At 61.1% G+C, this 22,953-nt stretch carries 19 protein-coding genes; 13 read left to right on the forward strand and 6 right to left on the reverse strand.

The window, feature by feature from the left end; translation table 11 throughout:
- Positions 1-89: 89 nt before the first annotated feature.
- Positions 90-347 carry a multiple stress resistance protein BhsA gene (gene bhsA / locus ACJ8IM_RS06330; protein ID WP_033637578.1) on the reverse strand — a complete coding sequence of 86 codons (258 nt, stop codon included), beginning with the start codon at positions 345-347 and terminating at the stop codon, positions 90-92.
- A 176-nt stretch (positions 348-523) separates the two neighbouring features.
- Between bhsA and ACJ8IM_RS06335 the strand changes: the two genes are divergently transcribed.
- Positions 524-1,168 (forward strand): TetR/AcrR family transcriptional regulator, encoded by a 645-nt coding sequence (locus ACJ8IM_RS06335; protein ID WP_033637579.1) that lies wholly within the window; start codon positions 524-526, stop codon positions 1,166-1,168.
- A 35-nt stretch (positions 1,169-1,203) separates the two neighbouring features.
- Here ACJ8IM_RS06335 and ACJ8IM_RS06340 read toward each other — a convergent pair whose 3' ends face one another.
- The 4 genes from ACJ8IM_RS06340 to ACJ8IM_RS06355 form a co-directional block, all read right to left on the reverse strand.
- Entirely contained in the window at positions 1,204-2,022 is an 819-nt protein-coding gene (locus ACJ8IM_RS06340) for a MetQ/NlpA family ABC transporter substrate-binding protein (RefSeq protein ID WP_033653453.1), read from the reverse strand.
- Positions 2,023-2,041: 19 nt separating this feature from the next.
- The gene (locus tag ACJ8IM_RS06345) at positions 2,042-2,710 is read right to left on the reverse strand and encodes a methionine ABC transporter permease (protein WP_033653452.1); all 669 of its coding nucleotides are present in this window, start codon (positions 2,708-2,710) and stop codon (positions 2,042-2,044) included.
- Entirely contained in the window at positions 2,703-3,728 is a 1,026-nt protein-coding gene (locus ACJ8IM_RS06350; RefSeq protein WP_033653451.1) for a methionine ABC transporter ATP-binding protein, read from the reverse strand. Before ACJ8IM_RS06350 ends, ACJ8IM_RS06345 begins: the two co-directional genes overlap by 8 nt.
- Positions 3,729-3,991: 263 nt before the next feature.
- Positions 3,992-4,435 carry an acetyltransferase gene (locus tag ACJ8IM_RS06355; protein WP_015377088.1) on the reverse strand — a complete coding sequence of 148 codons (444 nt, stop codon included), beginning with the start codon at positions 4,433-4,435 and terminating at the stop codon, positions 3,992-3,994.
- A 241-nt stretch (positions 4,436-4,676) separates the two neighbouring features.
- Here ACJ8IM_RS06355 and ACJ8IM_RS06360 point away from each other — a divergent pair, with 241 nt between their 5' ends.
- The 3 genes from ACJ8IM_RS06360 to ACJ8IM_RS06370 all read left to right on the forward strand — a co-directional run bounded on the left by ACJ8IM_RS06360 (position 4,677) and on the right by ACJ8IM_RS06370 (position 7,373).
- Positions 4,677-5,549, forward strand: a complete 873-nt coding sequence (locus ACJ8IM_RS06360; protein WP_004939498.1) for an oxygenase MpaB family protein — start codon at positions 4,677-4,679, stop codon at positions 5,547-5,549.
- A 163-nt stretch (positions 5,550-5,712) separates the two neighbouring features.
- On the forward strand, positions 5,713-6,816 hold the full coding sequence (locus ACJ8IM_RS06365) for a suppressor of fused domain protein (RefSeq protein ID WP_033653450.1): 1,104 nt from the start codon (positions 5,713-5,715) through the stop codon (positions 6,814-6,816).
- A 29-nt stretch (positions 6,817-6,845) separates the two neighbouring features.
- A complete protein-coding gene (locus ACJ8IM_RS06370; protein ID WP_033653449.1) occupies positions 6,846-7,373 on the forward strand; it encodes a cysteine hydrolase family protein in 528 nt (175 codons plus the stop codon).
- 33 nt (positions 7,374-7,406) lie between these two features.
- On the opposite strand, the gene ACJ8IM_RS06375 is transcribed toward ACJ8IM_RS06370, so the two are convergent.
- Entirely contained in the window at positions 7,407-8,282 is an 876-nt protein-coding gene (locus ACJ8IM_RS06375) for an NAD(P)-dependent oxidoreductase (RefSeq protein ID WP_033653447.1), read from the reverse strand.
- A gap of 278 nt (positions 8,283-8,560) precedes the next feature.
- Here ACJ8IM_RS06375 and trpS point away from each other — a divergent pair, with 278 nt between their 5' ends.
- The 9 genes from trpS to uca all read left to right on the forward strand — a co-directional run bounded on the left by trpS (position 8,561) and on the right by uca (position 22,941).
- Positions 8,561-9,568 (forward strand): tryptophan--tRNA ligase, encoded by a 1,008-nt coding sequence (gene trpS, locus ACJ8IM_RS06380; protein ID WP_033653446.1) that lies wholly within the window; start codon positions 8,561-8,563, stop codon positions 9,566-9,568.
- Positions 9,569-9,685: 117 nt separating this feature from the next.
- Positions 9,686-10,519 (forward strand): phosphonate ABC transporter ATP-binding protein, encoded by an 834-nt coding sequence (gene phnC / locus ACJ8IM_RS06385; RefSeq protein ID WP_033642325.1) that lies wholly within the window; start codon positions 9,686-9,688, stop codon positions 10,517-10,519.
- 41 nt (positions 10,520-10,560) lie between these two features.
- The gene (gene phnD, locus ACJ8IM_RS06390; RefSeq protein WP_025302014.1) at positions 10,561-11,493 is read left to right on the forward strand and encodes a phosphonate ABC transporter substrate-binding protein; all 933 of its coding nucleotides are present in this window, start codon (positions 10,561-10,563) and stop codon (positions 11,491-11,493) included.
- Positions 11,494-11,571: 78 nt separating this feature from the next.
- A complete protein-coding gene (gene phnE / locus ACJ8IM_RS06395) occupies positions 11,572-12,435 on the forward strand; it encodes a phosphonate ABC transporter, permease protein PhnE (RefSeq protein WP_033637590.1) in 864 nt (287 codons plus the stop codon).
- Positions 12,432-13,331, forward strand: a complete 900-nt coding sequence (phnE, locus tag ACJ8IM_RS06400; RefSeq protein ID WP_033637591.1) for a phosphonate ABC transporter, permease protein PhnE — start codon at positions 12,432-12,434, stop codon at positions 13,329-13,331. Before phnE (ACJ8IM_RS06395) ends, phnE (ACJ8IM_RS06400) begins: the two co-directional genes overlap by 4 nt.
- Positions 13,332-13,439: 108 nt before the next feature.
- Positions 13,440-13,904 carry a DUF1456 family protein gene (locus ACJ8IM_RS06405; RefSeq protein WP_004939471.1) on the forward strand — a complete coding sequence of 155 codons (465 nt, stop codon included), beginning with the start codon at positions 13,440-13,442 and terminating at the stop codon, positions 13,902-13,904.
- A 187-nt stretch (positions 13,905-14,091) separates the two neighbouring features.
- Positions 14,092-17,235 carry a right-handed parallel beta-helix repeat-containing protein gene (locus ACJ8IM_RS06410; protein ID WP_033653445.1) on the forward strand — a complete coding sequence of 1,048 codons (3,144 nt, stop codon included), beginning with the start codon at positions 14,092-14,094 and terminating at the stop codon, positions 17,233-17,235.
- Between the two features lie 253 nt (positions 17,236-17,488).
- On the forward strand, positions 17,489-19,318 hold the full coding sequence (gene atzF, locus ACJ8IM_RS06415) for an allophanate hydrolase (RefSeq protein ID WP_033653444.1): 1,830 nt from the start codon (positions 17,489-17,491) through the stop codon (positions 19,316-19,318).
- Between the two features lie 2 nt (positions 19,319-19,320).
- Positions 19,321-22,941 carry an urea carboxylase gene (uca, locus tag ACJ8IM_RS06420; RefSeq protein WP_033653541.1) on the forward strand — a complete coding sequence of 1,207 codons (3,621 nt, stop codon included), beginning with the start codon at positions 19,321-19,323 and terminating at the stop codon, positions 22,939-22,941.
- Positions 22,942-22,953: the final 12 nt, after the last annotated feature.

The raw sequence follows: 22,953 nt of genomic DNA on the forward strand, positions 1-22,953 counted from the left end.
AGTATTTTTTTAATGCTCGTTAATTAATTTTTTTTGATGCCCTGGCGTCGGGAGCAGAATTTCTCGCGATCCGCTGGTTTAATGTCTTGTTATTGATAGATTTCTGCGGTTCCATGCAGCTGGTTGTTACCACCGGCGCCGATGATGCGGAAGGATTTGGCACCCGCCTGATCGGCTTTGGCGGCCAGGCTGCTTTCCAGCGAGGTCAGATCGGACGCGCCGCTGACGGTGATGACGCCCACTTTCTGCTGGTCTGCCGGTTGGTTCTGGACTAAATCGGCGGCGAAGCTGCCGAAGGAAACGCTGGCCAGAGTGAGAGCTGCTAAGGTTAATTTTAAGTTTTTCATAATGTTAATTCCTTTCCGATAACGGTGAATAGAGGGTTTTAATCCGCTTCGCTAAATTATCTTAACGATCGATAACTAAATGCTAATCGGTTCTCGACGAAGGCGCAATATTTTTTTATAATGATCGTTAATTTATTTGTGCTAACCCTGCCGTGGAGCGGGATAGGAGAGGAACGATGAGCATCAATGAAGAGGTTTGCGGCAAGAAAAGCCGCGGCAGACCGAAACAATTTGATCGCGACCGGGCGCTGGAAAGCGCGCTCGATCTGTTCTGGCGGCACGGTTATGAAGCCACCTCGCTGGCCGATCTGGTGGAAGTGACCGGCGCCAAGGCGCCGACGCTGTATGCGGAATTCGGCAACAAGGAAGGAATGTTCCGCGCGGCGGTGGAACGCTATCTGCAAAAATACACCACCTGCACCAACCAACTGTTGGAGCAGGATCTGCCGGTGGCCGAGATCGTCGAGGCCTACGTACGCTCTTCCGTCGAAGTGTTTACCGACCCCGATACGCCGTCAGGCTGCTTTATGGTGTGCGCCTCGGCCGCGCTGTCGTCTGCGTCCGATGACGTCGCCCAGATGCTGCGCAGGAAACATCATGCGCAGGAAGCGGCGCTGAAGGCCTGCTTCGATCGCAAGGTGCAGCAGGGCGAACTGCTGGCGAAAACCGACACCACGCTGCTGGCGAAATACGTGATTTGCACCATTGAAGGCATGTCGGTGCAGGCGCGCGAAGGGGCAAGCCGGAGCGATCTGCTGCGGTTGCTGGAGGCGTTGATGCTGGTGTGGCCGCGGCTCAGCCAGATTGGCAATAAGGTATAACAACCGGCCCGGCTTTTACCGGGCCGTGTAACCCATTATTGATTGACCGGGATCACCGCGCCCTGATATTTCTCGCGGATAAAGTCCTGAATCGGTTTGGAGTGCAGCACCTTCACCAGCGCCACGATCTCCGGCTTGTTCACGTCGGCCTGGTGCACGGTGATGATGTTGGCGTACGGGTTGTTTTCGCCGCTTTCGACCGCGATCGGATCTTTGGTCGGGTTCAGCCCGGCGTCGATGGCGTAGTTGGCGTTGATCACCACCGCGTCGCCTTCGTCGTTGTTGTACATCTGCGGCAGCAGCGCGCCCTCAACGTTGGCCTGGAATTTCAGGTGTTTCGGGTTTTCCACCACGTCGGTGATGCGCGCGTCCACTTTGCTCACCCCCGGCTTCAGCTTGATCACGCCTTCCCGTTCAAAAATAGACAGGATGCGGCCTTCTTCCGCCACCGCGTCGCGCATGATGATTTTGCCGTTTTCCGGCAGATCTTTCAGGCTCTTGTACTTCTTCGAGTAGATGCCGATAGGCTCAATATGGATCGCGCCGGCGCTGACGAAGTCGTAGCTCTTGTCGTCGGCGTGGTCTTTCAGCACCGAGTTCAGGTAAGGCACGTGCTGGAAGTAGTTGGCGTCGATGTCGCGGCTGGCCAAGGCGGTGTTCGGCAGGATGTAGTCCTGGAAGCGCTTGATCTGCAGATCGATGCCTTCCTTCGCCAGTATCGGCTTGGCCTGTTCGAGGATCTCGGCGTGCGGCACGTTGGAGGCGCCGACCACCAGCTTGGTCGCCGCGGCGGCGCCGTAAGAGGCGAGGGTGGCGACGGAGGCGAAAGCCAACATCAGTAGGTGCTTTTTCATCATCGTTTTCCTTGGTTAATTAACGTTTATCGAGGGTTCTTGTCAGGGTGTCGCCGATGAACTGAATGACGAAAACGATCAGCAGAATCGTCAGCGTCGCCACCAGCGTCACATCACTGTGGTTGCGTTGAAACCCTTCCAGATAGGCCAGGTTGCCCAGGCCGCCGGCGCCGATCACCCCGGCCATCGCGGTGTAGCTCACCAGCGCGATCAGGGTGACGGTGATGCCGGAAACCAGCGCCGGCGAGCTCTCCGGCAGCAATACGCGGAAAATCAGGGTACGGTTTTTGGCGCCCATCGAGCGCGCCGCTTCGATCACCCCTTTGTCGACCTCGCGCAGCGCGATCTCCACCAGCCGGGCGTAGAACGGCGCCGCGCCGACGATCAGCGCCGGCAGGGCCGCATCCGCGCCGAGAATGGTGCCGATCAGCGATTTGGTGAACGGGATCAGCAGCACGATCAGAATGATGAACGGAATGGAGCGGAAGACGTTGACCAACACGGAGATCAGCGAGTAGACCGCACGGTTCTGCCACAGCTGGCCTTTCGAGGTTAAAAACAGCAGCACGCCGAGCACGATGCCCAGCACCAGCGTGGCCAAACCGGCGATGCCGGTCATGTACAGCGTTTCCCAGGTGGCGTCCCACAGTGAGTCAAGGCGCAGGTGGGGGAACAGGGATTCAATCATGTTGGATAACCTCGACGGCGATATCTCTTTCGTGCAGCAGGCTGAGCATGTCGGCGACTTGTTGTTCGTTGCCTTCGGCGTGAATATACAGTTCGCCGAACGAACCGTTGAGGGTGTGGCTGATCTTGCCGTGCAGAATGTTGATGGTCAGGGCGTAGCGCCGGATCACTTCAGAGATCACCGCCTGATGGGTTTGCACGCCCACGAAGGTCAGCTTGAAAATCGCCCCCGGCAGATGGGCGGTGAGCAGCGGGTTGAAGCTCTCTTCGGTATCCGCATACTGCGACACCTGTTTGACGAACTGCCGGGTGATCGGCTGCTGTGGCCGGGTGAACACGTCGAGCACCGGGCCTTCTTCGACGATGCGGCCGTTTTCCATCACCGCTACGCGGTGGCAGATTTTGCGTACCACGTGCATCTCGTGGGTGATCAGCACGATGGTCAATTTCAGCTGGCGGTTGATGTCCAGCAGCAGGTCGAGAATGGCGTCGGTGGTCTGCGGATCGAGCGCCGAGGTGGCCTCGTCGCACAGCAGCACGCTCGGGTTATTGGCCAGCGCGCGGGCGATGCCGACGCGCTGTTTCTGGCCGCCGCTGAGCTGCGAAGGGTAGGCGTCTTCACGCCCCTGCAGGCCGACCAGCGCGATCAGTTCCGCCACGCGCGGCGCAATCTGCGCCTTGGGCACGCCGGCGATCTGCATGGAAAATGCGATGTTTTGGCTGACGGTGCGCGACCACAGCAGGTTGAAGTGCTGAAACACCATGCTGACTTTCAGGCGCGCCTGGCGCAGGTGGCTGCCTTTGGCGCGGGCGATATCGAAGCCGCCTACGTCAATGCGGCCGCTGGTGGGCGTCTCCAGGCCGTTAAGCAGGCGGATCAGCGTGCTTTTGCCGGCGCCGCTGTAGCCGATGATGCCGTAAATTTGCCCGGCCTCTACCGCCAGACTGACGTTGTCTACCGCCACGACGCGGCCCTGTGTGCTGTCAAAAGTTTTGCAAACGTTCGAAAGAACGATCATAACGAAGCGGATCCTTATCGATACATCACAGCATTCCGTCCAGAGCGCGGTGCGCCGGACAGGGATCGTTCGGCTTTTCGGCGGGCACAACCCGGCGGGGAGTGGCGGACGGAACCTCTGTTGCGGGTGAATACCGGGCAATCCTACCGAGGGTTTATAGTGACAGGAAGAATGTAAATTCTATTACTTATTCTGATTTGATATATAAAACGGCGGGTGAAACAGGGGGGAGAAAACCGGCCGCAGGGCGGCCGGCGGGAGGGCTAGCGTTTGTCCAGCTTCATGTGCAGCAGCGGGAACGGGTTGCCCTGGCCGTCGAGCGGCGAGCGGCCGGTGATGACAAACCCGTAGTGGCGGTAGAAGCCGCTGGCCTGCGGATTTTGCTCGTTCACGTCCAACTGCAGCTCATCGTGCAGCGTTTCCGCGTGGGTGAGCAGCGCTTTGCCCACCCCTTTGCCGCGCTGATCGGCGTCGATAAACAGCATCTCCACCTTGTTGCCGTTCAGGCCGATAAAGCCGCAGGGGTGCCCCGGCCGCTCTTCGGCCACCCAGACGTTAACCGCCGGCAGGTAGTCGTTCAGCACCAGCGGGAACAGCTGCGCGATGTTGTCTTCGGTTAAAAAATGGTGAGTGGCGCGCACCGAACGCAGCCAGATATCTGCCAATTGCGCGTTGTCTTCCGCCGCGCGTGCTCTGATGGTAATCATCGAACTCTCTGCTATCTAAGTTGGAGGAAAAAAACTAGATAGAGGTTTTGTGGGGTTAGTGCCGAATTAACGTGGGTTAACGCCCTGCAAAGCGCCTCTGCAGTGGATCGAATAGGCCCGCCTTTCTGCCAGCGGTATAATAAATGTAATTCAGTAAGTTAATGCTTTCAACCGCCGCAGGGCGCAATGGGGCGTTCGCCGCGTGATACACTGGCCGCTGAATGAGCGAGAGGGCAGCAGGATGGAAGCGGTACGCGCAGCGATAGAAAAACAGGTGCTCAGCCTGACCGGGCTGGCGCTCGGCGGCGTCGATTTTGAGAACCCGCCCGGCGATCCGGGCTTGTTCGGCCCGCAGTCGGTCATCTGGCAGGTTCACCGCGATTTCACCCCGATGCTGTGCGGCGGCGTCAGCGCCTTGCTGCTGCAGATGCTGCACCCGCTGGCGCTGGCCGGGGTGTGGGATCACTCCAACTTCCGTGAAGATATGATTGGCCGCCTGCGCCGCACCAGCCAGTTCGTGTCGGTCACCACCTTCGGCCCGACCGCCGAGGCGCAGCGGCTGATTGCCAAAGTCAAAGCCATCCATCTGCGGGTGACCGGCGTCGGCAGCGACGGCACGCCTTATGCCGCCAGCGATCCGGCGCTGCTGACCTGGGTACACGTCGCGGAGAGCAGCCGTTTTCTGGCCAGCCACCTGCGCTACCGCAACCCCCATCTTTCCCGCGATTTGCAGGATCAATACTACCGCGAAGCGGCGCGCGTGGCCGCCGCGCTGGGGGCGACCGCCATCCCTCAGTCCTGCGCGGAGGTCGAAGAGTACCTGCAGGCGATGCGGCCGCAGCTGGTCTGCGATGAACGCACGCAAGAGGTGGCGCGCATTCTGCTGAAGGCGCCGGCGCCGAGCGCATTGGCGCGCCCGCTCGGCGGGGTGGTGATGCAGGCGGGCATCGATCTGTTGCCCGATTGGGCGCAGCGGCAGTTCGGTTTTCATCCGGGCGCGCTGCGGCGGCGGCTGGTGCGAACGGGCGCCGCAGGCCTCGGCAAGGTGCTGGGCGCGTCGATGCGCAACGGCTCCTATCAGCGCGCGGTGCGGCGCATCACTCAGCCGTCATGAGCCACAGCCGCTATAATTAGTCTTTGTTTATCTTCGTTTACGGCCGCTTTTGAGACTTTTACGGGTGATCCGGCCAGTAATGCGTTTTACACTTGGGGGCAAAACCACATTCCATTTTTAGCGCGCAGCCGATTCTGCCGCGCCCTGACCCTATTGAGGTGATATGAACGAGTCATACGTACTTGCTGAAGTCAGCAATGAGAACCAGACGCTGGTTGCGGTGGTTCAGCAAGGGAGCAGGGCAGCCTATTTTTATATCTATCCCGCCGAAGCCTACAGCGATCGCTATCAGGTGCGCGCCTGCTGGCTGCGCAACCTGGCCGCCGCGCCGCTGCAGGAAGATCGCGCCGCGCTGGAACAAGGGCAGCCGCCGATGCTGGCGGCGGAGTATTGCCGCAACCTGGAAGGCGAAGCGCCGCTGAACCCGGAAGGGCTGATGGTGGTGTGGAGCGAAAGCGACGACGGCGCGGCCCTGTGGTATTACGGCCAACTGCTGGCGGTGATCCCCGGCTGGAGCCTGTATATCGACCATTCGGTGTGCTATTCCGCCAGCTGCATCAAGGAGAGCCCGCTGGCCTATCCGCTCGGCTCGGCCTCGACCAACACCCAGTATGCGCAGGCGGAGAGCACCCGCCAGTTCTGGCGCAGCTGGCAGCGTGAAGAGGGCAACCCGTGGCCGAAGATGCAGCGCGATTTTCAGGCGCGCTATGAGCCGCATTTCGGCCCTTCGGTGAAGTACTACGCCATCGATCAGGGCAAGTGGCCGCCGATGGCCATCACCCAGCATGAGCGCGACGGCATCTATTACTTCCTCACCATGGGGGTCAGCATCCGGCCGATGCCGTGGGTGGAGATCCTGTTCAACGACGAGGCTTCGCGCTATCGCCGTATGGAGATGGCGATCGCCATCGACAGCCAATACATGACCGAAGACAACGCGGTGCAGATGGCCAGCGCGCTGGCCGGTTTCGCGCATGCGCCGTGGGCGCGGCTGACCTGGATCGGCGAAGGGCATACGCTGGAGTCGGACGTGGCGCCGCTGGGCTACGAGGGCTATATTTTATCGTCGTCCTTCTACCCGCATAATGCGCACCTGACTCTGCCGCAGCAGTACGGCGATCCGGTGAACCTGTTCTGGGCCAGCCCGGTGTTTACCGCCGAGCGGCAGCTGGCGCACGCCACGCCGAACGGCGGGCACGATCTGGTTAACCGGCTGCGCGAGCAGGGCGTCGACCATATTTTCCGCCCGCGCCAGCCGGTGTGCTGACACCACTTATCTTCTCTTCGGGAGCCGCCATGACCAGCGCGCTGTTGATTATCGATGTGCAGGAAGGATTGTTTACGCCGCCGCCGGCGGATGCCGCGGGCACCGTTGCGCGCATCAATCAGCTGAGCGAGCGCGCCCGCCGGGCGGGCGTGCCGGTTGTCGTGATTCAGCATCATACGCCGGACGACGAGCTGCCGCACGGCAGCGCCGCCTGGCAAGTGCTCGCGGCGCTGAAGGTGGCGCCGGGCGATCATCGGGTGGATAAAACCACGCCGGACTCGTTCCTGCGCACCTCACTGGGTGCGTTGCTGATCGCTAACGGCGTATCGCAGCTGGTGGTTTGCGGCTACTCCACGCCGTTTTGCATCGACACCACGGTGCGCAGCGCGGCGGCGCACGGCTATCCGGTGACGCTGGCGGCGGATGCGCATACCTGCCACGACAAACCCTATGCCGACGGTCTGCTGATCCGCACCCACCATAACGAGACGCTGTCGAATATCGAAAGCTTCGGCGTGCCGATCCGCGCCGTGCCCGCGGCGGACATCGTGTTCTGAGAACAGAAAAACGGGGGCCTCAGCCCCCGTTCGTTATTTCAGGCCCGCCCGCCGCGCCGCCACCTTGGCCAGCGCCGCCCAGTCCAGATCCGCATCCCCCTGCGCCATCGCGTCGAGGAAGTTGTCTTTCAGCACCCCGGCGAACGGCATCGGCGTATGGCTGTCGGCGCCGGCGGCCAGCGCCAGCCCGACGTCCTTCAGCCCCAGCGCCAGCCGGAACCCGGCGGGGGAATACTTCTCGGCGGCGATCAGCGCGCCATAGCCCTGATAGGCCGGGGCGGCGAAGACGGTGCCGCCCAGCATCTGCAGGTAGTCGGCGCCGGACACGCCGTAGTTGCGCACCAGCGCGCTGCCTTCCGCCATCGCTTCAATGGCGCTGGCCAGCGTAAAGTTGGTGGCGATTTTGACCACGTTGGCCTGCGCCGGATCGGCGCCGAAGTGCCAGGTTTTCTGGCCGAGGGCATCGAACAGCGGCTGCGCTTGCTTCAGCCGCTCGCTATCGCCGGCCGCCAGAATATTCAGCTTGCCGGCGGCGGCCACGTCGACCCGCCCCAGCACCGGCGCGGCGAGATAGCCGATGCCGTGTTCCGCATGCAGCGCCGTCAAACGCTTGGCGAGTTCGACCGAGATGGTCGCCATATTGATATGCAGCGCGCCCGGTTTCATCCGTTGCAGCAACCCGCTGTCGACCACCACCTGTTGCGTGGCGGCATCGTCTGCCAGCATGGTGATCAGCACGTCGGCATCGGCCAGCTGTTCCGGCCGTTCTGCCTGCTGCGCGCCGGCGCTCACCAGCGGCTGCGCCGCCTGCGGCGAGCGGTTCCATACCGTTAAGGTGAAGCCCGCCTGCAACAGGTTGGCCGCCATGGCGCTGCCCATCCCACCCAGTCCGGCAAATCCGATCTTCATCATGCGCTCCTTTTTCAGGTTGAAGGTTTTACCCTAGCGCGCCAGGGCAGGAACGCAAATGCCGGAGTGTAACGCCGTCTTACGCGCTATTGACGCGTTGCCGCTGCGGGTATACCTTGATGCCATGAATATATCGATGCACTCCACCCACAATCAGTCATGGTGGCGCCTCTTCTGAGGCGGCACGAGTATTCACATCTCTTATTAATGCCGCCGGTTTGGCGGCATTATTTTTTGTGGCGTTGATCCGGCGGTCCAAGGACTTCAGGAGCACTGTCATGAGCTACACCATTCTTACCGGCGATCGCGCCACCGGCCCACTGCATTTAGGCCACTTCGTCGGCTCGCTGCGCCAGCGCGTGGAACTGCAGCACCAGCATAACCAAACGGTGATGGTGGCGGATCTGCAAGGTCTGACCGACAACGGCAACAACCCGCAAAAAATCAGCGCCAACGTGCTCAACGTGGTGGCCGACTATCTGGCGGTGGGCATCGATCCGCACAAGACCACGATCTGCCTGCAGTCGGCGCTGCCGGCATTGGCCGAGCTGACGATGTACTACCTCAATTTGGTCAGTGTGGCGCGGCTGGAACGCAACCCGACGGTGAAAAACGAAATCGCCGAGAAGGATTTCGCCCGCAGCCTGCCGGCCGGTTTTTTGATTTATCCGGTCAGCCAGGCGGCGGACATCACCGCCTTTGGCGCCACCCACGTGCCGGTCGGCGAGGATCAGCTGCCGATGCTGGAGCAAACCAATGAGATCGTGCGGCGTTTCAACCACATCGTCGGCCAAGCGATATTAACGGAGTGCCGGCCACTGTTGAGCAACGTCGGGCGTCTGCCGGGGCTGGACGGGCAGGGCAAGATGTCGAAATCGCGCGGCAACGCCATTCAGCTAGGCGCCGGCGCCGACGAGGTGCACAAGGCGGTGATGAGCATGTTCACCGACCCCGGCCATCTCAACGTCAGCGATCCCGGCCGGGTGGAAGGCAACATGGTGTTCACCTACCTGGACGCCTTCTGCGAAGACGCCGCGCTGGTGGCGGATCTGAAGGCGCACTATCGGCGCGGCGGGTTGGGGGACGTGAAAATCAAACGGCTGCTGGAGGATTGCCTGCAGAGCCTGCTTGAGCCGATCCGCACCCGCCGCGCCGAATTCATCGCCGATAAAGGCGAGCTGACGCGCATCCTGCAGCACGGCACCCGCCGCGCGCATCAGGTCAGCCAGCAGACGCTGCGGCAGGTCAAGACGGCGCTGGGGCTGGACTTCTTCACCCTGGCGTGAGGCGAACGCCGGGGCGGCACGCGTCACGCCCCGGCCATAAAACCATCATCCCACTGTCATAAACTTATCCGTTAATAGGTGCCCATAATGATTAGCCACTGAAACCAGAGAAATCATATGGCTCAGGCACTGTTAAAATTGGCACAGCACGACTTTCCAGGGCAGCACGCCGCCGCATCCCGCAAAGTATTGTCGGTAAAGGGACTCGGCAAGGCCTACAAAGCGCAGCAGCGCGTGCTGGATGACATCAATTTCGATCTGCACGCCGGCGAATTCGTGGCGGTGATCGGCCGCTCCGGCGCGGGCAAGTCCACGCTGCTGCACACCCTGAACGGCACCATTCCTTCCAGCTGCGGCGAGATGCTGCACTTCGAGGACGATGGCGCAGCGCAGGATATCGCCCAGCTGGCCGGCCGCCAGATGCGCCAGTGGCGCGCGCGCTGCGGCATGATCTTCCAGGACTTCTGCCTGGTGCCGCGGCTGGACGTGATGACCAACGTGCTGCTGGGCCGCCTGAGCCACACTTCCACTCTGAAATCCTTCTTCAAACTGTTCGATGACGCCGACCGCGCTCGCGCCATCGAGCTGTTGCAGTGGCTGAACATGCTGCCGCACGCGCTGCAGCGCGCCGAGCACCTCTCCGGCGGCCAGATGCAGCGCGTCGCCATCTGCCGCGCGCTGATGCAAAACCCGCAAATCCTGCTGGCCGATGAGCCGGTCGCGTCGCTCGATCCGAAAAACACCCGCCGCATCATGGACGCGCTGCAGAAAATCAGCGAAGACGGCATCGCGGTGATGGTGAACCTGCACTCGGTCGAACTGGTGAAAGAGTATTGCTCGCGGGTGATCGGCATCGCCCACGGGAAGATCGTGTTTGACGGGCATCCTTCGCAACTGAACGAACGGATCCTGCACCAGCTGTATGGCGAAGAAGCCAATCAGATCCATTGAAGCACTTTTGACCTTTACCCTTTACACACAAGGCACACCTGATGAAAAAAGTATTGAGTCTGACCACCCTGATGGCCGGCGCGATGATGGTATTTAATGCTGCCGCAGCGGATGCGCCGAAAGAGCTGAACCTGGGCATTCTCGGCGGCCAGAACGCCACCCAGCAGATCGGCGATAACCAGTGCGTGAAGCAGTTTCTGGACAAAGAGCTGAACGTCGATACCAAGCTGCGCAACTCGTCCGACTATTCCGGCGTGATCCAGGGCCTGCTGGGCGGCAAGATTGACCTGGTGCTGAGCATGTCGCCGTCGTCGTTCGCCTCGGTCTACATCAAGGATCCGAAAGCGGTGGACATCGTCGGCATCGCGGTCGACGACGTCGACCAGTCGCGCGGCTACCACTCGGTGGTGGTGGTGAAGGCCGGCAGCCCGTACCAGAAACTGGAAGATCTGAAGGGCAAGGCCATCGGCTTCGCCGATCCGGATTCCACCTCCGGCTTCCTGATCCCGAACCAGGCGTTTAAAAAGCTGTTCGGCGGCACGGTCGACAACAAATACAACAACACCTTCTCCAGCGTCACCTTCTCCGGCGGCCACGAGCAGGACATCCTCGGCGTGCTGAACGGCCAGTTCGAAGGTGCGGTGACCTGGGCGTCGATGATCGGCGACTACAACACCGGCTACACCAGCGGCGCGTTCACCCGCATGATCCGCATGGATCATCCAGACCTGATGAAGCAGATCCGCATCATCTGGCAGTCGCCGCTGATCCCGAACGGCCCGATCCTGGTGAGCAACTCGCTGCCGGCCGACTTCAAGGCCAAAGTGGTCACCGCCATCAAGAAGCTGGATAAAGACGATCACCAGTGCTTTATCAAGGCGATGGGCGGCAAGCAGCACATCGGCGACACCACCCTGGCGGAATACCAGACCATCATCGATATGAAGCGCGAGCTGACCAAAGGCGACCGTTAATTCCCGGCTGCCCTGGCCGTTCGAATGAAGGGGTTCAGCGTGCTGAGCCCCTTGTTCCATAAAGATGGAAGACCTCTTTTGAATACCGATTTCGCACACTATTACCAACGGATCCGCAGCAAGCAAAAGCGCGAAGCGCTGCTGTGGTCGCTCGGGCTGGTGGCGCTGTACCTGGGCGCCGGCAACCTCGCCGAGTTCAACCTGCACACCGTCTGGGTGTCTATTCCGCACTTCTTCGACTACCTGGCCGAAACCATTCCGACGCTGCACTGGCCTCTGCTGTTCGCCGACGGGCGCACCGAGGGCTCGCTGGCCTACTGGGGTTACCGCCTGAATATCCAGCTGCCGCTGATCTGGGAGACCCTGCAGCTGGCGCTGGCGGCGACCATTTTCTCGGTGCTGGTGGCGACCGTGCTGGCGTTCCTGGCGGCCGGTAACACCTATACCCCGGCCTCGGTGCGGTTGGCGATCCGCACGCTGGTGGCGTTTTTGCGCACCATGCCGGAGCTGGCGTGGGCGGTGATGTTCGTGATGGCGTTCGGCATCGGCGCCATTCCCGGCTTCCTGGCGCTGGCGCTGCACACCATCGGCAGCCTGACCAAGCTGTTCTACGAATCGATCGAAACCGCCTCCAACAAACCGGTGCGCGGGCTGGCGGCCTGCGGCGCCACGCCGCTGCAGCGCATGCGCTTCGGCCTGTGGCCGCAGGTGAAGCCGGTGTTTCTTTCCTACAGCTTCATGCGGCTGGAGATCAACTTCCGCCAGTCGACCATTTTGGGGCTGGTGGGGGCGGGCGGCATCGGCCAGGAGCTGATGACCAACATTAAACTCGACCGCTACGATCAGGTCAGCATGACGCTGCTGTTGATTATCGTGGTGGTTTCCGTGCTCGACTACGTGTCGGGCGAGCTGCGCAAGCGCGTGGTGGAGGGGGCAAAATGATAGCGGGCACTCCGGCGTCGGCGGAAACGCTGCGCCAGTTGAAACAGCAGCATCCGGCGATCTTCGCGCAGCAGGGGCGCTACCTGCGCACCGTCGGCCTGATAGCATTGGCGATCGTGCTGTATTACGTGTTCTTCTTCCTGGTGTTCGGCATTACCTGGCCGCAGTTTATCAACGGCTGCCAGCAGCTGGGGCGCTATTTCCTGCGCATGTTCGTCTGGCACGACTTCGTCAACTGGCCGTTCATGTACTACTTCCAGCAGATCGGCATCACCATCGCCATCGTGTTCGCCGGCACCATTACCGCGTCGCTGATCGCGCTGCCGCTGTCGTTCTTCGCCGCGCGCAACGTGATGTCGACGCCGCTGCTGCGGCCGATCTCCGTGCTGGTGCGCCGCTTGCTGGACGTGCTGCGCGGTATCGACATGGCGATCTGGGGGCTTATCTTCGTGCGCGCCGTCGGCATGGGGCCGCTGGCCGGGGTGTTGGCGATCGTGATGCAGGACGTCGGGCTGCTGGGCAAACTGTACGCCGAAGGGCACGAGGCGGTGGACAAGTCCCCCAGCCGTGGCCTGACGGCGGTAGGCGCCAACGGGTTGCAGAAGCACCGCTACGGCATCTTCACCCAATCGTTCCCCACCTTCCTGGCGCTCAGCCTGTACCAGATCGAGTCCAACACCCGCTCTGCGGCGGTGCTGGGCTTCGTCGGCGCCGGCGGCATCGGCCTGGTATACGCGGAGAACATGCGGCTGTGGAACTGGGACGTGGTGATGTTCATCACCCTGATCCTGGTGGTGGTGGTGATGATCATGGACAAGGTCTCGTCGATGCTGCGCAACAAGTACATCATCGGCGAAGACATCCCGCTGTATCAGCAAAAAAGCCAAATCGATTGAGAAACCCCTTGCCGATCCCTATACTGCCGCACATTCAAGGTGTGTGGCAGTCATTTCGTTTCGCAATGTGCGCACGTCCCCGTTAGACAAATAAGGCAATGCAATCCCATGATGAACAACGACGTGCTGCGCAGCGTGCGCTATATGCTGAGCATTAACAACGCCAAAATGGTCGAGATTATCAAACTGGACGATTTCGAGGTGGCGGTGTCGGCGATGGACGCTTACGTGATCAAAGAAGGCGAGCCGGGCTACGAGAAGTGCCCGGACGAAGTGATGGCGCACTTCCTCAACGGCCTGGTGTTCTTCAAGCGCGGCAAGGACGACAAGTTCCCGGCGCCGGCGGTTGAGCTGCCGATCACCAATAACCTGGTGCTGAAAAAGCTGCGCGTGGCGTTTGAGCTGAAAGACACCGATATGCACCAGATCTTCACCGCGGTGGACTTCCGTATCTCCAAGCCGGAGCTGAGCGCGCTGTTCCGCAAAGAAGGCACCAAGAACTACCGCCCGTGCGGCGATCAGATGCTGCGCTACTTCCTCAAAGGGCTGGCGCAGCGCGTTCGCGGCGAGTAACGCGCAGCGTTCACCGAACATCGGGCGCAATCGCAAGGTTGCGCTTTTTTTTTGCCGCTCTCCCGCCCGCCGTTGTTGTACTGGCTCTCAGCCATCCGCCATCGATGGAGGGCGGGCCGCCCCTCCGGTTACTTTTTTAGGGTTCGTTCAATGTCGATTGAAACGTCAAATCCAGAGGAGTAATTCAATGGCTCAAATGTCAAAAGAAGATCAGCAGTTCAACGCAGGAAATACCGCCGTTCAGGTCAATGACGGCGGCGAATTCGCTGAATATACCCCTGAACAGTTCGGTGCCGTAGGAGATGGTCTGGCCGATGATCGAGAGGCTGTCAGCGCCATGTTCGCTAAAGTGGCTATTGACGCCGCTAAATCGATAAAAAAACGGCAGGTCAGAATGGCGAATGTTTATAGATTGACGCTGGGTACGGCTTGGCAGCCTTTGCAGATCCCCAGCAACTGCCATGTTTATGGCGGTGGTGAAATTCACCTGGATGACGATACGCCTCAAATCAACATTTTTAATACCGTTGAGCAGTCGAATTTTATCGTAGAAGATCTGAGGATCACGAGAAAGGTGACTCAGAAAGATGCAGATCCTATTTGGTGGTACGCCACTCGCGCGTGTACCGGCATGGCTTTCACCCGTTGTGAAAACTTCACCGTGAGAAATTGCGTCATCAGTATGCATACTGATGCTTTGGGCCTTTCTGACTGTACGTCCGTTACCCTTGAGAACAATTTACTTAAAGATCTGGGAGAGGAACCTATCGCGGTTCGTGGAGGTCGCCATATCACGATCCAGAATAACGAGCTGACGAATCACCAGGGTGATGGGATCCTGCTGAAAACGGGCGTGAACAGAGAGGCTTATGACATATTAATCGTGAACAATCATATTCACGACGGGCACAAGCCTGCGAAACCGGCAGGGGCAGGGCACACGCAAAGAGGGGGCGGGGTGACGCTGAATAACGAGGTGACCGGCACGCCTCATTCATTCACTAACCTGACCGTTGCCAATAACCATATTGTTAATACCAGCTATGGCATCGCGCTGGGTGGAATCAGTGACATTAATATCTCTAATAACTACATCAAAACGATCGAAAGGTTCGGCATTCAGATAGACTATTCCTTAGTAAATAACCCCAGCAAAATCCCTACGAATAATTCCCGAATCATTGGGAATCACGTGGAAGATACCGTTGAGAATGGCATCGACTATCACGGCAATAACGATATTTCTGTCGCGGAGTCTGTTATCGCAGATAACTTTTTAAATTTCTGTGGTACCTCCACGGCGTCGGCCTTCAATGGCATTGCCGCAACGGAGGCGACCCTTTCAGGTAATATTATCAATAACTGTAAGGTCGCCCTGTTCGCCAATAGCTGCGTGATGACCGGCAACAAGATAACCGACTCCGGATGGACCAGCAGCCAGGTATGGATCAAGCTCTATGGCGACCGCACGGTGTTTTCCGGCAATAGGGTAACGGACTCTGGTTTTGGTTATATCCGCTTTTTGAATGGGAAAAACGCCATTATTGAAGGGAATGTGATTAAGCTTGCCTCGCCTGCTCGTGCACTGGAGTTAGGCGGGGCATTTGACGAAACGACCCTCATTGGCAAGAACGTCTGGGATTGCGCTTTTAAATCGATTCTCTCTACGATTGCTGGGGTGACGGGCAATCGACTCATTCAGTATTCCTTCCCGAATGAAGGCGTGGCACACATTACCCCGCAGATGTTCGGCGCGAAGGGCGATTGGAATGATACAGCTGGTGTTGGTACAGATGATACGCAGGCGTTTAAACAGGCTATCGCTTATGCGATTAATCAAGGCTACAAGAAACTCTATGTTCCCGCTGGCAACTATTACATTACGGATACGTTAAATTTAGGGGGAGAAAACTACATCGGAGATAAAGGCATTGCGATAGAGGGGGAAAATTGGATTAGTACGAAATTCTTCTTTAAGCCGACGTCTAATGATCATGCGTGTTTTGAGTCGAAAGGCGGTTCCGGGATCCATACCAACAGATATATCAGCGACGTGACGATTACGCCGGCCAAGGGCGCGTTATATACGGGCACCGGCTATCGGATCAATGGTTCCTGCTTCATGCGGCATGAAAGACTGCTGATTATGAAGTTTTTTGTGAATCTACATCTGTTAAACGGCTATGCCGGTGCGTTTACCGAGTTCGTAAATTTTCACTCTTGCCGGTTCCACCGCGGCCTGTCCAACATATTGATGGAGAGCAATGGCGGGGATAGCTCCTTCCACGGCGTGGGGTTCCACGAAATTCAATGTCAGATAAAAGTTTCCGGCAATCCGGGCGATGGTGGCACAAATACGGATGCCGGCGTAGGGCTGGAGCTGAGAGGAAACGCCAACAGGGTGCGGTGGTACAACGGTTTCTGCTATATCCACCTGTTCGGCGGCGTCGGCGCTACGGCTATTAAACTCACCCGAACTGACACCGATAACATCTTGGGGCAGTTTACTTGCGAAGGTGAAACCATTCTTCAGAGTGATGGAAGCACTTTTGAATGCCGAGGCGGTTTCTATAATGTGAGTAATACCACTTACAATGTGGCGGCAGAGCCGGTAAACGGCATCGCGGCGGCATTTGTATTTGATAACATGATGAGCAATACGACAAGATTCGCCAACGCGGCAATCGCCGATATGGCTCCGAGGCAGCTTCCGTGGTCCTTGGCGGACAGAGCCAGCACTGGCGCTTATCCAGTCATTTTTCATGGCATCAAGGGTGAATCCGATAACCTGTTCTATGCCGCCAGAGGAGGGAATACCAACTACCATTACTTTGGCGGCATTTCTCCAGGCAAAAACCTTCAGGGATTTGAACCAGGCGTCAGGTTGGCTCAGGACGGGACTTCTTTCATTAGTTTTGCACCTAAATTTACGCTCGGCGCTAATAACAATACGACCAGCAGTGGCGTATCCATCTCCCCTGCGGATTTTTCGCCGCAGAAGGATATCGCGACCGCCTTAGGACAACCTTCATTCAAATGGAGCGGGTTGTACACTAAGCAGTTAACGGTTGCGGATAATGGCATTTACCCGGCCGGCAACGGTGCTTATCCTATTGGCGGGCCGAATAACCAATTCTCCACTGGCCACATAAAAGTGTTGAATATTTATGATTCAGCGAACGTGAACGGAGATCCCATAGGTGTCAGAGTCGCCGTCCCCGCTTCGGCCGCCGCCCCCGGTAAAGTCGGTCAATGGTCGGCAGATTCCGCATTCTTTTATGTTTGCACGGCGGCCAATACCTGGAGAAGGATCGCGTTAGAAAATTGGTAGCAACCTGGCCTGCAACATATTGCGTATTGATCCACATCCCCCTCCCGGGGCGGCGAGCGTCGTCGCCCCGGTTTTCCTCTGCATCATCCCCTTATTGCACTCTTTTTGTTCTCCCGCTGCGCGCCGCTGGTGCAGGTCGTTCGCCGTCGTCGTCATAAGTTTTAATTATAATTTATTGAAATCATGAGATTAAAAATTGGCACGCCGGTTGCTCTGTTGAATCCCATCTTGTGTACCAGATGGAATTCAGCCGATGAGCGACCCTGTTGAAACGTGCGGTTTTACCCTCAGTGAATGGCAGCACCATTATCAAACCCGTCCGGCGGGCGAGCGCCTCGCCTGCGTCAGCGCCACGATTGAAGCGCTGGTCGCCGATTTGGATTCAGACGACAACGCCTGGCTGTATCTCGCCACCCCGGCGCAGCGCGAGCGGCAGTATCGGCAACTGGCACAGAGGCTCGAAGCAGTCGCCGGCGATCTCAGCCGCCTGCCGCTGTTCGGCGTGCCCTTCGCCATCAAAGACAATATCGACGTCGGCGGCTGGCCGACCAGCGCCGCCTGCCCGGCGTTCACCTATCAGGCCGCGGCGGACGCCACCGTGGTCGCCAACCTGCGCGCCGCCGGGGCGATCGCCCTCGGTAAAACCAACCTCGACCAGTTCGCTACCGGGTTGGTGGGCACCCGCTCACCCTATGGCGCAGTGGTCAACAGCTTCGACAGCCGCTACGTCAGCGGCGGCTCCAGCTCCGGCTCCGCTTCGGTGGTGGCGCGCGGCCTGGTGCCGTTCGCGCTGGGCACCGACACCGCCGGTTCGGGGCGCGTGCCCGCCGGGTTCAACAACATCGTCGGGCTGAAGCCGACCAAAGGGCGGTTGTCCAACCGCGGCGTGGTGCCGGCCTGCCGGTTGAACGATACGGTGTCGGTCTTCGCGCTGACGGTGGCCGATGCCGCGCAGGTGGCGGAACTGGCGAGCGGCTTTGACCCGGCAGACCCGTATTCCCGCCCAGATCCGCATACCGCGCCGGCGGATATCCCCGCCGCGCCGCGTTTTGCCGTTCCCGCCCAGCTGGAGTTTTTCGGTGACGTGCAGGCCGAGCGGGCGTTTCACCGCGCATTGGCGCAGCTGCAGGCGGGCGGAGCCACGCTGGAGCCCCTCGATTTCGCGCCGTTTCGCACCCTGGCGGAGCAGCTGTATTACGGCCCCTGGGTGGCGGAGCGCACCGTGGCGATTGAGCAGGTGCTGGAAGCGAACCCGCAGGCTATCGACCCGGTGGTGCGCGGCATCGTCGGCAACGGCCTGGGCTACAGCGCCTGCGACGCCTACAAGGCGGAATACCTGCGTGCCGAATTGGCGCGGCAGATCGCTCAGCGGCTGGCGCCGTTCGACGCGCTGGTGGTGCCGACCGCGCCCACTATTCGCACCCTGGCGGAGATGGCGCAGGAGCCGGTGCTGTTCAATTCGCAGTTCGGCACTTACACCAATTTCACCAACCTGGCCGATCTGAGCGCGCTGGCGCTGCCGGGGCCGCTGCGCGAAGACGGGCTGCCGGCGGGCATCACCCTGATTGCGCCCGCCTGGCATGACCGGGCGCTGGCGGCGTTTGGCCTGCGCTGGCAACGGCAAAGCGCCTTGCCGCTCGGCGCAACCGGCCGGGCATTGCCGCCGCAGCCCGCGCCGGCGCCGTCTTCGGGACACGTGCGTCTGGCGGTAGTGGGCGCTCACCTCAGCGGTATGCCGCTCAACGTCCAGCTGACGCAGCGCGACGCGGTGCGGGTGGAGCAAACCGTCACCGCCCCCTGTTACCGCCTGTACGCGCTGGCCGATACCGAGCCGCCGAAGCCGGGGCTGGCGCGCGCGGCGCAGGGAGCGGCGATCCGTCTTGAGCTGTGGGACATCCCGCTGGCCCGTTTCGGCGAGTTTGTGGCGGAAATTCCGGCGCCCTTGGGTATCGGCACGCTGCTGCTGGCGGACGGCCGGCGGGTGAAGGGGTTTATCTGCGAAGCCTGGGCGCTGGAAGGCGCCACGGATATTACCGAGTTTGGCGGCTGGCGCGACTATCTCGCCGGCGTTAAGGGGGCATGAACATGTTTACTACCGTACTGATCGCTAACCGCGGCGAAATCGCCTGCCGCGCCATTCGCACCCTGAAACGCCTGGGCGTCACCAGCGTGGCGGTTTATTCCGACGCCGACCGCAATGCGCCGCACGTCACCGAAGCCGACAGGGCGGTGGCGCTCGGCGGCGACAAGGCCGCCGACAGCTACCTGAGCATCGACAAGATCCTTGCGGCGGCGGCAGCCACCGGCGCGCAGGCGATCTACCCCGGCTACGGCTTTTTGTCCGAGAGCGCCGAGTTTGCCGACGCCTGCGAGGCGGCGGGCATCGCCTTTATCGGCCCGACGGCGGCGCAGATGCGCGAGTTCGGTCTCAAGCACCGGGCGCGCGAGCTGGCGGCGTTGGCCGGGGTGCCGATGACGCCGGGCACCGGCTTGCTGGAGAGCGTGGAGCAGGCGGTTGCCGCCGCCGCGCGCATCGGCTACCCGGTGATGCTGAAAAGCACCGCCGGCGGCGGCGGCATCGGCCTGACGCGCTGTGACGACGAGGCGGCGCTGCGCGAGGCGTACGACAGCGTCAAACGGCTGGGAGAGCAGTTCTTCCGCGACGCCGGCGCCTTTATCGAACGCTTCGTCGATCGGGCGCGCCACGTCGAGGTGCAGATTTTCGGCGACGGCCAGGGGCGGGTGGCGGCGCTCGGCGAGCGCGACTGCTCGCTGCAGCGCCGCAACCAAAAAGTGGTGGAGGAAACCCCGGCGCCACACCTGCCGGCGGCGACCCGCCAGGCGCTGCATCGGGCAGCGGTGGCGCTGGGCGAGTCGGTGAACTATCGCAGCGCCGGCACCGTGGAATTTATTTACGACGCCGCGCGCGACGAGTTTTACTTCCTCGAAGTGAACACCCGCTTACAGGTCGAGCACCCGGTCACCGAGATGGTCACCGGCCTGGATCTGATCGCATGCATGCTGCAGGTGGCGGCGGGCGATGCGCTGGATTGGGCGGCGTTGCAACGCGCGCCGCAGGGCGCGGCGATCGAAGTGCGCCTCTATGCCGAAGATCCGCTGAAGAACTTCCAGCCCAGCCCCGGCGTGCTGACCGAGGTGCACTTCCCCGCCGACGTGCGCCTCGACGGTTGGGTGGCGACCGGCAGCGAAGTCTCGGCGTTTTACGACCCGATGATCGCCAAGCTGATCGTACACGGCGCTGACCGCGCGCAGGCGCTGGAAAAACTGCGCGTGGCGCTGGCGGCGACCCGTTTGCACGGCATCGCCACCAACCTCGATTATTTGCGGCAGGTGATCGCCACGCCGCAATTTCAGCGCGGCGACGTTTGGACGCGCCTGCTGGACGATTTGCATTACCAGCCGCACTGCCTCGAAGTGCTGCAACCTGGCACCTACAGCAGCGTGCAGGACTATCCCGGCCGCCTCGGCTATTGGGACATCGGCGTGCCGCCGTCCGGCCCGATGGACGACTTCGCGTTCCGGCTGGCCAACCGCATCGTCGGCAACCACCCGGCGGCCGCCGGGCTGGAGTTCACCCTGCAGGGGCCGACGCTGCGCTTTCACTGCGACGCCACCATCGCGCTGACGGGTGCCAGCTGCCCGGCCGATCTGGACGGTGAAGCGGTCACCTACTGGCGGCCGATCGCGGTGCGGGCCGGGCAGGTGCTGACGCTGGGGCGTGCCACGCACGGCTGCCGCACCTATCTGGCGGTACGCAACGGCTTCGACGTGCCGGTGTATCTCGGCAGCCGCTCCACCTTCGCGCTCGGCCAGTTCGGCGGCCACGCCGGGCGCACCTTGCGCGTGGCGGACATGCTGGCGATCGCTCAACCGGAATTGGCCGCCAGCACCACGCCGGCGCCGATCGCCGCGCCGCAGGCGATGGACGACAGTCTGATCCCACATTACGGCGACCAGTGGCACATCGGTGTGCTGTACGGGCCGCACGGCGCGCCGGACTTTTTCACCGCCGAATCGATAGACGCCTTCTTCGCCACCGACTGGCAGGTGCATTACAACTCCAATCGCCTCGGCGTGCGCCTGTCGGGGCCGAAGCCCGAGTGGGCGAGAGAGGACGGCGGCGAAGCCGGTTTGCATCCTTCCAATGTGCACGACTGCGAGTACGCCATCGGCGCGATCAATTTCACCGGCGACTTCCCGGTGATCCTGACCCGCGACGGGCCTAGCCTCGGCGGCTTCGTCTGCCCGGTGACCATCGCCAAGGCCGAGCTGTGGAAAGTGGGGCAGGTGAAGCCGGGCGACCGCATCCGGTTCCATCCGATCGGTTTTCGCCAGGCGCAGTCGCTGGAACAGGCGCAGCTCGGTAGCATCGAAGCGCTGGCGGCGGTGAAGGCCATCACCCTGCCGCCGCCGGATCTGGCCCCGGCGGAGACCGTTTCCGCCGCGGTGCTGGCGGCGCTGCCGGCGGCGGAAGGGCGCCCGGCGGTGGCGTATCGCCAGGCGGGAGACGGCTACATCCTGATGGAGTACGGCGACAATGTGCTCGATCTGGCGCTGCGGCTGCGCATTCATCTGCTGATGCAGTCGCTGCGGCAGGAGGCGATACCGGGCGTGGCGGAGCTGGCGCCGGGCGTGCGTTCGCTGCAGATCCGCTACGACAGCCGGCTGATAAGCCAGGCCGATCTGCTGCAGCGCCTGCTGGCGCGCGAACGGGCGCTGGGGGACGTCAGCCGTCTGAAGGTGCCGACGCGCACCGTCTGGCTGCCGATGGCGTTCGAGGATTCGGCCACGCTGGGGGCGGTCGATCGCTATCAGCAGACGGTGCGCGCTTCGGCGCCCTGGCTGCCGAACAACGTCGATTTCATTCAGCGTATCAACGGCCTGAGCCGACGCGAGCAGGTGCGCGACATCCTGTTCGACGCCAGCTACCTGATCCTCGGATTGGGAGACGTCTACCTCGGCGCGCCCTGCGCGGTGCCGCTCGATCCGCGCCATCGCCTGCTGAGCTCCAAATACAACCCGGCGCGCACCCACACCGCCGAAGGGACGGTCGGCATCGGCGGCATGTACATGTGCATCTACGGCATGGATTCGCCGGGCGGTTACCAGCTGGTGGGGCGCACGCTGCCGATCTGGAACAAATTCCTCAAAAACCCGCAGTTCACCGCCGGTGAACCCTGGCTGCTGCGCTTCTTCGATCAGGTGCGCTTCTACCCGGTCAGCGAGCAAGAACTGGACGAGCAGCGCGAAGCGTTCCGCGAAGGGCGCATGCAGGTGCGCATCGAAGAGAGCGAATTCGACTTCGCCGCCTACACCGATTTCCTGGCCGACAACGCCGGGGCGATCGCCGACTTCCAGCATCGCCAGCAGCAGGCGTTCATCGCCGAAGTGGCGCGCTGGCGCAGCGATGACGACGAGGCCGAGGCGCAGCTGTTGCCGCCGGTTGAAGAAGACGCGATCGATGGCGATCTGGTCAGCGCCGATCTGAACGGCAGCGTGTGGAAGATCCTGGTGGAACCGGGGCAGGCGGTGGCGGCCGGGCAGCCGCTGATCGTGGTCGAGGCGATGAAGATGGAATTGGCGGTCACCGCGCCGCGCGCCGGGATCGTCAAACGCATCAGCTGCCGGCAGGGGCGGCCGGTCGGGCCGGGCGACGCCCTGCTGTGGCTGGAAAAAGCGATCTGAACGGAGGGGCGA

This window comes from Serratia sp. CY33525, assembly GCF_052169115.1.
GTDB lineage: Bacteria > Pseudomonadota > Gammaproteobacteria > Enterobacterales > Enterobacteriaceae > Serratia > Serratia sarumanii.